The organism is Paraburkholderia phymatum (assembly GCF_040965635.1).
GTDB lineage: Bacteria > Pseudomonadota > Gammaproteobacteria > Burkholderiales > Burkholderiaceae > Paraburkholderia > Paraburkholderia phymatum_B.
In genome coordinates, this window is the sequence record NZ_JBFRCH010000002.1 from 616,494 (window position 1) to 629,126 (window position 12,633).

Here is a 12,633-nt window from a genome sequence, read left to right on the forward strand (position 1 = left end):
TCGGTTCAACGCCATCCGCGCAATGCGGCGCGGCGGCTCCTCTTGAATGCTGGAGTCTCGCGACTCGTAAGGCTCGGGCCTCGACCGCAATTACGGGTCAAAAGCCGCGCCCTCCATAAAACAAATGTGCCCGGAGAGCCAAAAAGGCTCGCCAGGCGCGTGATCCGGTCAAACGCCCCGGTCTTCCGTCAGGCGCCAACCTCTTGCAGCCGGGCTGCGCATATCGCTATGCGCAGCCTTGCGGTTAAAGAGCAACCCGGCTTAGTCCTTCTTCACTTCCTTGAACTCGGCGTCCACGACGTCGTCGGCCTGTTGCTGGCTCGCGCCCGATGCTTCCGCGCCCGCCGCGCCACCCGCACCCGCGGCGCCTGCGGCACCTTGCGCCTGCATGTCGGCGTACATCTTTTCGCCGAGCTTCTGCGACGCCGTTGCAACCGTCTCGATCTTCGCTTCGATCGAAGCCTTGTCGCTCGAGCTGTTCTTCAGCGTGTCTTCGAGATCCTTCAGCGCGGTTTCGATCTTTTCCTTCTCGCCCGCGTCCAGCTTGTCGCCGTACTCGGTGAGCGCCTTCTTCGTGCTGTGGACCAGCGCGTCGCCCTGGTTGCGGGCATCCGCCAGTTCACGCAGCTTGTGGTCTTCTTCCGCGTTCGCTTCCGCGTCCTTCACCATCTTCTCGATTTCGGCTTCGGACAGACCCGAGTTCGCCTTGATCGTGATGCGGTTTTCCTTGCCCGTCGCCTTGTCCTTCGCGCCGACGTGCAGGATGCCGTTCGCGTCGATGTCGAAGGTCACTTCGATCTGCGGCACGCCACGCGGTGCGGGCGGAATGCCTTCCAGGTTGAACTCGCCCAGCAGCTTGTTGCCCGCCGCCATTTCGCGCTCGCCCTGGAACACCTTGATCGTCACGGCCGACTGGTTGTCGTCCGCCGTCGAATACACCTGTGCGTGCTTCGTCGGGATCGTGGTGTTCTTGTTGATCATCTTCGTCATCACGCCGCCGAGCGTTTCGATGCCCAGCGACAGCGGCGTCACGTCGAGCAGCAGCACGTCCTTGCGGTCGCCCGACAGCACCTGGCCCTGGATCGCCGCGCCAACAGCAACGGCTTCGTCCGGGTTCACGTCACGGCGCGGTTCCTTGCCGAAGAACTCCTTCACCTTTTCCTGCACCTTCGGCATGCGCGTCTGGCCGCCGACGAGAATCACGTCGTCGATTTCGCCGACCTTCACGCCTGCGTCCTTGATCGCGATGCGGCACGGTTCGATCGTGCGCTCGATCAGATCTTCGACCAGCGCTTCCAGCTTGGCGCGCGTGATCTTCAGGTTCAGGTGCTTCGGACCCGATGCGTCCGCCGTGATGTACGGCAGGTTGATTTCGGTCTGCTGACCCGACGACAGCTCGATCTTCGCCTTTTCAGCGGCTTCCTTCAGACGTTGCAGCGCGAGCACGTCCTTCGACAGATCCACGCCCTGCTCTTTCTTGAACTCGCCGATGATGTAGTCGATGATGCGCTGGTCGAAGTCTTCACCGCCGAGGAACGTATCGCCGTTCGTCGACAGCACTTCGAACTGCTTTTCGCCGTCCACGTCAGCGATTTCGATGATCGAGATATCGAACGTGCCGCCGCCCAGGTCGAACACCGCGATCTTGCGGTCGCCCTTTTCGGCCTTGTCCAGACCGAACGCGAGCGCAGCCGCCGTCGGTTCGTTGATGATCCGCTTGACTTCCAGACCGGCGATGCGGCCGGCGTCCTTCGTAGCTTGACGCTGGCTGTCGTTGAAGTACGCCGGCACCGTGATCACGGCTTCCGTGACCGTCTCGCCGAGGTAGTCTTCAGCCGTCTTCTTCATCTTGCGCAGGACTTCGGCAGACACCTGCGACGGTGCGAGCTTTTGCCCGTGCGCCTCGACCCATGCGTCGCCGTTATCGTGCTTGACGATCTTGTAGGGCATCAGGCCGATGTCCTTCTGCACTTCCTTTTCTTCGAAGCGGCGGCCGATCAGGCGTTTGACCGCGTACAGCGTGTTCTTCGGGTTCGTGACCGACTGACGCTTCGCCGGCGCGCCGACGAGCACTTCGTTGTCGTCCATATAGGCGATGATCGACGGCGTGGTACGAGCACCTTCCGAGTTCTCGATCACCTTGACCTGGTTGCCTTCCATCAGCGCCACGCACGAGTTGGTGGTGCCGAGGTCGATGCCGATGATTTTGCCCATTTTTACTAATCTCCTGACTTTGATCGTTGCGGGCATCGCTGGCTGGCCCATCCGGCCACCGGGCGCCCCGCCCTGAATTTCAACCTGCACTCAACATAAGTGCGCCCGCATCGTTTTCAAGACCCCAAACGCGATGCGGTCATTAAATTTTTTCAATCGGTGCGACCGCTGTCCGAGGCTGGTTGGTCGGTCTCGTCGTCAGCGGCGCCTGGGCCGGATGCGCCCGAGCCAGCCGCCGCGTCTGGACCGGCCGTGCCTACGCCGGCCGCGCCTAGACCGGCCGTGCCTACGCCGGCCGCGCGAATTTTCTCACGAGCCGCGGCGACGGCCGCTTCGAACTGCGTGAGGCCGTGCCAGCCCGTCGCCCGGCCGAGACGCTTGCCGCGATGAAAGAAGAACCATGTCGGCACGCCGTGCAGCATGAAGCGCCGGGCGAGATCGCGATGCTCGTAGACGTTGCTGTGAAACCACCGCAGGCCGAGCGCGCGGATCGCGTCCGGCTGCGCAAGCATCGCCTTCTTCGCGATCTCGCAGTTGTAGCAGTCGAGCCCCCAGAAAAACACCACGGCCAGATCCTCTCCCGCGGACTGCAGCCCGGCATCGAAGGTCTCAGCGGTGAGTTCCTGCATGCCGAAGGTCGCGAATGCGGCGCTGTCGACGGGTATGCCGGCCATGACGGTATGGACAGGCGCTTACTTGGGCGCCGCGACCGTCACCAGCGCCGGACGCAGCACGCGATCGGCGATCACGTAGCCCTTTTGCAGCACGGAGACGACGGTGTTCGGCTCCTGCTCGGCCGGCACCATTGAAATAGCCTGATGGCGATGCGGATCGAACTTCTCGCCGACGGGGTTCAACGCGACGACCTTGCCTTTCTCGAGCGCGCCCGTCAGCTGACGCAGCGTGAGTTCGACGCCTTCGCGCACCTTTGCCAGATCGTCGGTCGAATGCACAACGGCGGCTTCGAGGCTGTCGACGACAGGCAGCAGATGCTCGGCAAAACTTTCGATCGCGAACTTGTGCGCTTTGGCGACGTCTTCCTGGCCGCGGCGGCGGACGTTTTCCGTCTCCGCTTTCGCGCGCAGGAAGCTTTCCTGCAGTTCAGCTACTTTCGCCTGAGCTTCGGCCAGCGCGGCCTCGACGTCTGCCTGCGCGGCTTGCGCCGGCTGTTCGGCAGCGCCCGCTTCCGGCTGCTGTGTCTGCTGCTCGCCCGATGCAGATTCTGCGGCCTGGCGCGCTTCGTCGGCGGGCGTGGGGTTCTGGCTCGTCGGTTTCTCTTGCGTGTTTTCCATGTCGCTGAAATTCAAAAAAAATTAAGGCCAAGAAACGGCGGCGCGGTCATGCGGACCGCCCGATGGGCGTCGTGCCGCTGCACCCGCCGGCCGCGCATTAACCACTCAACTTAGGGCGCGTACGCCGTATTTCAAGGCACCCGCCGGGCTTTTTGCACCTTGCAGGCGCCCGGAAATGCGCGGTAACAAGCATTTCAGGCGCGTCATCATAATCAGATTGAGCGCGCTGCGCGAGTGTCCTAAACTCGTCTTGAGCGTCCGAAAAGGCACGTTAACCCTAACCTGACGCCCACCTTACCACTGGCTGACCGCCCGTTTCCGCTTGCAATCTCCAAGGGGAGTACCGTGAAACTGACCTTCGCTATATCGGTGGTCGCAATGGTACTCATTGCAGGCACCACGACCATCTGCATGTCCGGGGCCGTCAACGACCGCACCACCGAGTACGGCGGTGTGCATGCGACGATCGAACAGCTGTTCAACCCCTACTGGAAATTTTGTCGATAACGCGTCTGTCGCGCTTGGTCGGCCGGCCATGTAATCCGGCGGCCGGCTCGTGATACGTCTTGCGCCTCTCGTGCTCGATCTGGCGCTTCTGCCTGCTCTCTTCGGTTTCCGCGTAAAGCGTCTGCGCGACGCTCGCCGGGCCGCGCACGTCGCATACCCCGAGCACCTCGACCTGCCAAACGATCCGTTCGATTTCGATCTCGACCATATCGCCGACGCGCACATCCTTCGCCGGCTTCACGGCCGCGCCGCCGATCCGCACCCGGCCTTTCTCGACGGCGTCTGCCGCGAGCGAGCGCGTCTTGAAGAAGCGCGCGGCCCATAGCCATTTGTCGATGCGCAAGCGCGCGCCAGGTTCGGTAGAAATCTTGTAGTTCATCAGTCCTTCTTCGAGCGCCCGAGGCGCGGTCATACGGAGCACGTCTGGAAAGACGTCAGCCGCACATGAAAGCACATTGCATGCCGGACACGGAATTTCAAGCCACGGATGCGCTTTGCGGCGCGTTCGCCTGAACCGGCCAGCCTTGCAGATGCTGCGCGACGATTTCGCCGAGTGCCGCGATCCATGCGGGCGACGCGTTCAGACAGGGAATTGCGTGAAAAACTTTCCCGCCTGCACGAATGAATTCATCACGCACTTCCATGCCAATTTCCTCGATGGTTTCGAGGCAGTCGGCCGTGAAGCCCGGGCAGAACACATCCGCGCGACGCACGCCCGCCGCGCCCAGTTCCTTCAGCGTCGGCGCCGTATAAGGCTGCAGCCACTCCGTCTTGCCAAAGCGCGACTGAAACGTAATGCGGCACTCGACCGGCGTGAGCCCGAGCGCGTGCATCAACAGCGACGCCGTCTGCTGACATTGCTCGTGATACGGATCGCCCAGGTCGAGCGTGCGCTTCGGCACGCCGTGGAAGCTCAACACGAGCTTGTCGCCCGCCGCGAAATCGGGACGGCCATGTGTGTGCCAATAGTGGTTCACCTGCGCGGCCAGCGCCGCGACATACGCGGGATGATCCGCGTACTGGCGCACGGTGCGGATTTCCGGCTGGTTGCGCATCCGCTTGAGCGCGGCGAATGCGTCGTCGAAGGCTGTGGCCGTGGTCGACGACGAATACTGCGGGTACATCGGCATCAGCAGGATGCGCTCGGCGCCTGCCAGCTTGAGCTGGTTGAGCATTGCGGGAATGCCGGGCGTGCCGTAGCGCATCGCGTAGTCGACGATCACCGCGTAACCGTTCACCTGCAGCAGATGCCGCAGCCCTTCCACCTGCTTCTCCGTATGCACGCGCAACGGCGAGCCCTCCTGCATCCACACGGCTGCGTACTTCTTCGCCGAGGCCACGCCGCGAGACGGCAGGATCAGCAGACGCAGGATGACCTGCCACAGGAACGATGGAATTTCGACCACGCGCGGATCGGACAGGAACTGCGTGAGATAGCGCCGCACGGCGCGAGGCGTCGGCGCATCGGGCGTACCGAGGTTGATGAGCAGTACGGCGACACGATGTGCCGCGGCAGGCTGCGAAGGTCGCTCGAGGTCGAAGCGCATAGGCTGGAGAAACGCCGCGTAAGCGCGGCACGTAATGGTCGTATTGAACGAATTGAACTGGAGAACATTATAGCGGCGCGGTCGGCCGCCGATACCTGGCCATTCGGCCAATTGGCACGGTGAAAAACGCCGCGCATGATGACCATCAGGACGGCGGCGATGTGCCGATGAATGCAGCGCGTCTTTACTTCGGCTTATTGCTGGCTGAGCGTCATCGAAAGCAGGCGCGCGGTGATGTCGACGATCGGAATCACGCGGTTGTACGCCATGCGCGTCGGCCCGATCACGCCGAGCGTGCCGACGATCTTGCCGTTCACCTCGTAGGGCGCGGTCACGACGCTCATCTCCTCGATGGGAACGAGATTCGACTCGCCGCCAATGAAAATCTGCACGCCTTGCGCGTGACTCGACACGTCGAGCAACTGAAGGAGACTCGTCTTTTGATCGAACACATCGAAAAGCTTGCGCAGCCGCGCCATGTCCGAAGAGAGATCGGCCACTTCGAGCAGGTTGCGCTCGCCGGAAATCAGCACCGTTTCGCCCGTTTCGGTGACATCGGTGCTCGCGGTGACGGCCGCGTGCATCAGCGTCGTCATGTCACCGCGCAATTCGTCGATCTCTTCGCGCAAACGCCGGCGCACCTCGTCGAACGACAGGCCCGCGAAGTGTGCGTTGATGTAATTGGATGCCTCGGTGAGCTGCGATGGCGTGAAATCGCGCTGCGTCGCCATGATGCGGTTCTGCACGTCGCCTTCGGGCGTCACGATGATCAGCAGGATGCGCTTGTCGGACAGGCGCAGGAATTCTATCTGCTTGAACACGTGACTGCGGCGCGGTGTGAGGATCACGCCCGCGAACTGAGACAGGTTGGACAGCACGCTCGCTGCCGCCGCGACCACCTTCTGCGGCTCGCCGGGCAGAAGCGTGGTCTTGACCGCGCGCATCACGGCATCGTCGTCGGCGGCGGGCTCGACGGTCAGCATCGTGTCGACGAAAAGCCTGTAGCCGCGTGGCGTCGGAATGCGTCCCGCCGACGTATGCGGACTGATGACGAGGCCCAGTTCCTCCAGATCGGACATCACGTTGCGGATAGTCGCCGGGCTGAGCTCGAGCCCGGAGTACCGCGACAATGTGCGCGAGCCAACCGGCTGACCCTCAGCGATATATCGCTCGATCAGCGTTTTCAGGAGGGTTTGTGCGCGAGGATCTAGCATGGCGAGGAAATTTTAGCGTAATGACCGAACAGCGAACCGAACAGCCGTCCATACAGCGGCGAGCGCACGCCCGCACGCAGCGCAACGGGTGCGCTGCCTCAGGCCATGCGCCGCGCGGCACCCCATCCGCGCTCGCGCCGTCGCTCGTTCACCTATGCAGTCGTCACGTCTGTCATCAGGACTTCACCATTCTAACGATAATCGGCCAATGGCTGGACGGTAGCGCGCGGCGACAGGGCATCCGCCCGCCCGGCGCGCCCGCCGCCAACGGTTCTTTTCGGGTCGCACCTATGGTGTAATGCCGGCATGCAAGCTAACAGCCAGTTCAAGACCGTTGCGCTCGTCGGGCGCAGCAATACGCCGGGCATCGGGGAACCGCTGACCGCGCTCGCCACGTGCGTCGAAAAACTCGGCTTCGAGGTCGCGTTCGAGGCGGAAACGGCGCAGGAAATCGGCGTGACGCGCTGGCCAATGCTGCGCCCCGCCGAGATCGGCGCGCGCGCGGACGTCGCGATCGTGCTCGGCGGCGACGGCACGATGCTCGGCATCGGCCGCCAACTGGCGCCGTACAAGACGCCGCTCATCGGCATCAACCACGGGCGGCTTGGCTTCATCACGGACATCCCGTTCTCCGACATGCGCGAGATCATCCCGCAGATGCTCTCGGGCAGCTTCGAGCGCGAAGAGCGCACACTGCTCGAATCGCGGATCATGCGCGACGGCCAGCCGATCTACCACGCGCTCGCATTCAACGACGTCGTCGTGAACCGCTCGGGCTTTTCGGGAATGGCGGAACTGCGCGTATCGGTAGACGGGCGCTACATGTACGACCAGCGCTCGGACGGCCTGATCGTCGCGACGCCGACGGGCTCGACGGCTTATGCGCTGTCGTCGCAGGGGCCGATCCTGCATCCGCAGCTTCAGGGCCTCGTGCTCGTGCCGATCGCGCCGCATGCGCTGTCGAACCGCCCCATCGTGCTGCCCGACGATTCGAAGGTCAGCATCCAGATCATCTCGGGCCGCGACGTCAACGTGAACTTCGACATGCAGTCGTTCACCGCGCTCGAACTGAACGACACGATCGACGTGCGCCGTTCGCGCCACACGGTGCCGTTCCTGCATCCCGTCGGCTACAGCTATTACGCGACGCTGCGCAAGAAGCTGCACTGGAACGAATACCCGTCGCGCGAAGACGATCCCGACGACTGAACCGGCCCGCACCGCCCGCAAACAAAGCAAGACACCGTAACGCCAACCATTACACAAAGCCACGCCAGAAAGACGAGCCATGCTCCGCCACCTCTCGATACGCGACTTCGTCATCGTCGCCGCGCTCGACCTCGAATTCGACAGCGGCTTTACCGTCTTCTCCGGCGAAACGGGCGCCGGCAAATCCATTCTGATCGATGCGCTCGCGCTGGCGCTCGGCTCGCGCGCCGATGCGAGCGTCGTGCGCACGGGCGAAGCGCGCGCGGACATCACGGCGGAGTTCGAAACGCACCCGCTCGTCGATGCATGGCTCGACGAGCAGGCGCTCGCCGCGGGAGAGCCGGAACATGACGACACGGTGATGCTGCGGCGCGTGATCGATGCGAACGGCCGGTCGCGCGCGTTCATCAACGGCACGGCAGCGACGCTGACGCAACTGCGCGAAGTCGGCGAAATGCTCGTCGATATTCACGGGCAGCACGCGCATCAGCTCCTGATGCGGACCGACGCGCAACGCGATCTGTTCGATACGCACGCGGGGCTGCTCGACACGACGGCTGCCGTTACGCGCGCGTGGCGTGCGTGGCGCGATGCAGCGCAAGCCGTCGAAACGGCGCAGACAAAAGACCGCGAACTGCAACTGGAACGCGAGCGGCTCGCGTGGCAACTCGCCGAACTGGACAAGCTCGCGCCGCAGCCCGGCGAGTGGGAAGAGGTCAACGCGGAGCACCGGCGGCTGTCGCATTCGGCGAATCTGATCGACGGCGTGCAGGGCGCGCTGTCCGCGCTATCCGAATCCGACGACGCGATGATCGGGCATCTGTCGTCGATCATCTCGAAGCTGCGCGATCTCGCCGAGATCGATCCCGAGCTGAACGACGCGCTCGCCGCGCTGGAGCCAGCCGAAATCCAGTTGCAAGAAGCCGCGTACTCGCTGAGCCATTACGCGCAGCGGCTCGAACTCGATCCCGATCGGCTCGCTCAGGTCGAGAAGCGCCTCGATGCGCTGCACTCGGCTGCGCGCAAGTTCCGTCTGCAGCCCGAGGCGCTGCCGCAAGAGCATCAGGAGCGCCGCGAGCAGCTCGCAAAGCTCGATGCCGCCGCCGATCTCGACGCGCTCCGTGCCGCCGAGGCCAAGGCGAAGGACGCGTACCTTGCCGAAGCGAAGGTGCTGTCGAAGGCGCGAGCGAAGGCCGCGAAGGCGCTGGGCGCGGCCGTGACGACGGGCATGCAGGAATTGTCGATGGCGGGCGGCAGCTTCGAAGTCGCGCTCGTGCCGCTGCCCGAAGGCGGCGCGCACGGGATGGAGCAGATCGAATTCCGCGTCGCCGGCCATGCGGGCGTGCCGCTGCGGCCGCTCGCGAAAGTGGCGTCGGGCGGCGAGCTCGCGCGTATCAGTCTCGCGCTCGCAGTGATCGCCAGCACGGCAAGTCCTACGCCGACGCTGATCTTCGACGAAGTGGACACAGGTATCGGCGGCGGCGTCGCGGAAGTGGTCGGGCGCCTGCTGCATCAGCTCGGCGAACATCGTCAGGTGTTGTGCGTGACGCACCTGCCGCAGGTCGCGGCTCGCGGCGATCATCACCTCCAGGTCGCCAAGAGCGGGAACGGCAAGGGCGGTACGATCAGCACTGTCACGTCGCTGGACAAGACGAGCCGTATCGAAGAAGTCGCGCGCATGCTGGGCGGCCTGGAGATCACGGCCACCACACGCAAGCACGCGAAGGAAATGCTCACGACTGCCTGAGTCCCGAACGGCGCTCGTCCTCAGAGAGCGCCGTGAAACGAACACGCTCGCCGCAGCACCGCGCTATCCCCTATCCGAATACCCGCTTCCACAAGCGCAACACGGCCTCGCGTTCCTTCTCTACGGTCCGCGGCTCGACGCGCGCCTTTTCCATGCCGTCGAGCCGCAGCTTGTGCTGCAGCTTGCGATACGTCCGGTAAGCCGCGCCGACGGTATCCGCCTCTTCTCCGCTCATTAGGCCGAAGCGCGACACTTCGCGCAGCAACGCGATGTTGCCCGTGTTGCGGATCAGCTCGGGATCGCGCGCCGCATGCAGCAGCACCCAGTACTGCACGGCGAACTCGATATCGACCATGCCGCCGCGATCGTGCTTCAGATCGAACAGTTCGGTGCGATTCGGATGGCCCTCTTCGACACGCCGGCGCATATCGACGATCTCGGCGGCGAGCGCAGCCGCGTCGCGCGGCGTCGTCAGCACCTGCTCGCGGATCGCCTCGAACTTCGCGCCGATCTCGGGATCGCCCGCGCAATAGCGCGCACGCGTGAGCGCCTGGTGCTCCCAGACCCATGCCGTATTGGCCGCGTCGCCTTCGCGCAGCTGATAACGGCGGAACGCGTCGAGGTCCGTCACGAGCAGACCCGACTCGCCGTTCGGACGCAGCCGCAAGTCGACGTCGAAGAGGATGCCCGCGCCCGTCGCCGTCGTGAGCCACGTGATCAGGCGGCGCGTGAACGTCGCGTAGATGTCGGACGCGTTGTCGTCCGGGTCGTCGTAGAGAAAGATCAGATCGAGGTCCGATGCGTAGCCGAGCTCCTTTCCGCCGAGTTTGCCGTACGCGATGATCGCGAAGCGCGGCACCTCGCGATGGCGCTTCGCCAACAGGTTCCAGACTGCTTCGATCGTCACGTCGAGCACGGCGTCCGCGAGTTCGGACAGCCGGTCGCTGACATGCTCGACGCTCAGCTTGCCCGCCAGATCGATCAGCAGAATGCGGAACACTTCGGCCTGATGCGCGTGGCGCAGCAGGTCCATCTGCTGCTCGACCCCGTCGGCAGCAGCGAGCCTCGCACGCAGCGCGCGCTTGAACTCGGGCCAGTCGAACGGGCTCGCCATCGCTTCGTCGTCGAGCAGCTCGTCGAGCAGTTGCGGATGGCGGATCAGATAGCCGGCCGCCCAACGCGACGCGCCCAGCACCGACAGCACACGATGCAGCGCCTGCGGATACTCCGTCAGCAGCGCGAGATACGCGCCGCGCCGTCCGACGCCTTCGAGCAGATCGAACAGGCGCACGAGAATATCGGCCCGCCGCTCGGGCGGCTCAAGCGTGCGCGCGGCCTCGAGTGCGCGCTGCGCGACGATGTCGAAGCGCTGCCGGCTGCGCTCCGCGAGACCCGCATAGCGCGACGACTGCCACACGGCCTTGAGACGCGCCAGCAGATCGCCTGGCGCGTCGATGCCCAACTCGACGAGACGCGCAGCGAGCGCTTCGTCAGCGCCGTCGTCGGCGAGCGCGCTGCTCCAGACCCATGCCGCCGCGCCGTCTTCGGGCGCGCCGCAGCCACCCTGCCCGCTCACCTTGTCGGCGAAAATCTGGTCGAACTGCTGTTCGACCAGCTCGCGATGCGCTTCGAGCTTCGCCGTCAGCGACGCGTAATCGTCAAAGCCCATCGACTTCGCGAGATGCGCGCGCTCGCCGGGATCGACGGGCATCGCGTGGGTTTGCGCGTCGTTGCGGTATTGCAAGCGGTGCTCGAGCTCGCGCAGGAACAGATACGCGCTCGACAGATCCGCGCACACTTCCGGCGAAACGAGACCGCGCGCGGCCGCGTGCGTCAGCACGCCGAGCGTCGGACGCACGCGAAAGCCCGCGTCCTGGCCGCCGCGTATCAGCTGGAACACCTGTGCGCTGAACTCGATCTCGCGGATGCCGCCGCGGCCAAGCTTGATGTCGTCGGCTTTATCCGGGCGCATCGACGCCCGACGCTGCGCTTCCTGGCGAATCTGCAGATGCAGCGAACGAATCGCGCTGATCACGCCGAAATCCAGGTAACGCCGGTAGACGAACGGCTTCACGATCGAGTCGAGCTGCTTCGAGAGCCTGCGCGCCGACTCGCTTGCCAGCGCGGACACGAGCCGCCCCTTGATCCACGCGTAGCGTTCCCATTCGCGGCCCTGCACGTAGAAATACTCTTCGAGCATGCCGAGACTGCACACGAGCGGCCCCGAATCGCCATTCGGCCGCAGCCGCATGTCGACGCGAAACACGTAGCCGTCGGCCGTCACTTCGGCGAGCGCCGCAATCAGCCGCTTGCCGAGACGCGTGAAGAAGTCCTGCGTCGCGATGGGCGAGCGCTGGCCGCCCGTCGTCTCGCCATCGTCTTCGTAGACGAAAATCAGGTCGATGTCCGACGATACGTTCAGCTCGCGCCCGCCCAGCTTGCCCATGCCGACCACGCCCAGCGACAGCCGCTCGCCCTGCGAGCCGCGCGGCTCGCCGAAGAGCGCTTTGAGATCGGCTGAAACGACGGCCATCGCGCGCTGGATGGTCGCTTCGGCGAGGTCGGTCATCGTGCCCGTCACTTCGGCTACGTCGGCCGCGCCCGCCAGGTCGCGCTCCATCACTGCGCAAAACACTTCAGTACGAAGCTGACGCAGCGCCTTTTTCAACGCGTCTTCGGAAAGAGGCGCATCGGGCGCCGCCCGCAATGCTGCGGCAAGCGCTTCGAGCCGCGCGTCGATGCGCTGCCGGGTGATGGGCGCCGCCGCCAGCGCCGCGACGCGCGCCGCGAGACCGGGTTGCGCCGCGAAGGCACGCGACGCGTAGTGCGAATAGCTGGAACTCAACAGGGATGGTTCGGTCATCAAAGATCTGGCTCGCTTGTTGCTCTATTGGGGCTCAGGG

At 64.5% G+C, this 12,633-nt stretch carries 10 protein-coding genes; 3 read left to right on the plus strand and 7 right to left on the minus strand.

Annotation, left to right across the window (positions count from 1 at the left end; translation table 11 throughout):
* Positions 1–261: 261 nt before the first annotated feature.
* The 3 genes from dnaK to grpE form a co-directional block, all read right to left on the minus strand.
* Complete coding sequence (dnaK, locus tag AB4Y32_RS06185) at positions 262–2,214, minus strand: molecular chaperone DnaK (protein WP_368720467.1); 1,953 nt, start codon at positions 2,212–2,214, stop codon at positions 262–264.
* 152 nt (positions 2,215–2,366) lie between these two features.
* Positions 2,367–2,888, minus strand: a complete 522-nt coding sequence (locus AB4Y32_RS06190; RefSeq protein WP_368720468.1) for a thioredoxin family protein — start codon at positions 2,886–2,888, stop codon at positions 2,367–2,369.
* Positions 2,889–2,906: 18 nt separating this feature from the next.
* On the minus strand, positions 2,907–3,506 hold the full coding sequence (gene grpE, locus AB4Y32_RS06195; RefSeq protein ID WP_368720469.1) for a nucleotide exchange factor GrpE: 600 nt from the start codon (positions 3,504–3,506) through the stop codon (positions 2,907–2,909).
* A 345-nt stretch (positions 3,507–3,851) separates the two neighbouring features.
* On the opposite strand from grpE, the gene AB4Y32_RS06200 reads away from it, so the two are divergent.
* Positions 3,852–4,013 (plus strand): hypothetical protein, encoded by a 162-nt coding sequence (locus tag AB4Y32_RS06200; RefSeq protein WP_162849223.1) that lies wholly within the window; start codon positions 3,852–3,854, stop codon positions 4,011–4,013.
* On the opposite strand, the gene AB4Y32_RS06205 is transcribed toward AB4Y32_RS06200, so the two are convergent.
* The 3 genes from AB4Y32_RS06205 to hrcA form a co-directional block, all read right to left on the minus strand.
* The gene (locus AB4Y32_RS06205) at positions 3,985–4,392 is read right to left on the minus strand and encodes an RNA-binding S4 domain-containing protein (protein ID WP_368720561.1); all 408 of its coding nucleotides are present in this window, start codon (positions 4,390–4,392) and stop codon (positions 3,985–3,987) included. The two genes, AB4Y32_RS06200 and AB4Y32_RS06205, sit on opposite strands and share 29 nt — an antisense overlap.
* Positions 4,393–4,489: 97 nt before the next feature.
* On the minus strand, positions 4,490–5,560 hold the full coding sequence (hemH, locus tag AB4Y32_RS06210) for a ferrochelatase (RefSeq protein WP_368720470.1): 1,071 nt from the start codon (positions 5,558–5,560) through the stop codon (positions 4,490–4,492).
* 194 nt (positions 5,561–5,754) lie between these two features.
* Positions 5,755–6,774, minus strand: a complete 1,020-nt coding sequence (gene hrcA, locus AB4Y32_RS06215) for a heat-inducible transcriptional repressor HrcA (protein ID WP_368720471.1) — start codon at positions 6,772–6,774, stop codon at positions 5,755–5,757.
* 306 nt (positions 6,775–7,080) lie between these two features.
* Here hrcA and AB4Y32_RS06220 point away from each other — a divergent pair, with 306 nt between their 5' ends.
* The gene (locus AB4Y32_RS06220) at positions 7,081–7,983 is read left to right on the plus strand and encodes an NAD kinase (RefSeq protein WP_090870766.1); all 903 of its coding nucleotides are present in this window, start codon (positions 7,081–7,083) and stop codon (positions 7,981–7,983) included.
* A 79-nt stretch (positions 7,984–8,062) separates the two neighbouring features.
* Complete coding sequence (gene recN / locus AB4Y32_RS06225) at positions 8,063–9,730, plus strand: DNA repair protein RecN (RefSeq protein WP_368720472.1); 1,668 nt, start codon at positions 8,063–8,065, stop codon at positions 9,728–9,730.
* 70 nt (positions 9,731–9,800) lie between these two features.
* Here recN and glnE read toward each other — a convergent pair whose 3' ends face one another.
* Positions 9,801–12,593, minus strand: a complete 2,793-nt coding sequence (glnE, locus tag AB4Y32_RS06230; protein WP_368720473.1) for a bifunctional [glutamate--ammonia ligase]-adenylyl-L-tyrosine phosphorylase/[glutamate--ammonia-ligase] adenylyltransferase — start codon at positions 12,591–12,593, stop codon at positions 9,801–9,803.
* Between the last annotated feature and the right edge of the window lie 40 nt (positions 12,594–12,633).

Bases quoted from the DNA above. Each gene is read 5' to 3' on its own strand.
- dnaK (WP_368720467.1), bottom strand. From the start codon at position 2,214: ATGGGCAAAATCATCGGCATCGACCTCGGCACCACCAACTCGTGCGTG.
- AB4Y32_RS06190 (WP_368720468.1), bottom strand. From the start codon at position 2,888: ATGGCCGGCATACCCGTCGACAGCGCCGCATTCGCGACCTTCGGCATG.
- grpE (WP_368720469.1), bottom strand. From the start codon at position 3,506: ATGGAAAACACGCAAGAGAAACCGACGAGCCAGAACCCCACGCCCGCC.
- AB4Y32_RS06205 (WP_368720561.1), bottom strand. From the start codon at position 4,392: ATGAACTACAAGATTTCTACCGAACCTGGCGCGCGCTTGCGCATCGAC.
- hemH (WP_368720470.1), bottom strand. From the start codon at position 5,560: ATGCGCTTCGACCTCGAGCGACCTTCGCAGCCTGCCGCGGCACATCGT.
- hrcA (WP_368720471.1), bottom strand. From the start codon at position 6,774: ATGCTAGATCCTCGCGCACAAACCCTCCTGAAAACGCTGATCGAGCGA.
- AB4Y32_RS06220 (WP_090870766.1), top strand. From the start codon at position 7,081: ATGCAAGCTAACAGCCAGTTCAAGACCGTTGCGCTCGTCGGGCGCAGC.
- recN (WP_368720472.1), top strand. From the start codon at position 8,063: ATGCTCCGCCACCTCTCGATACGCGACTTCGTCATCGTCGCCGCGCTC.
- glnE (WP_368720473.1), bottom strand. From the start codon at position 12,593: ATGACCGAACCATCCCTGTTGAGTTCCAGCTATTCGCACTACGCGTCG.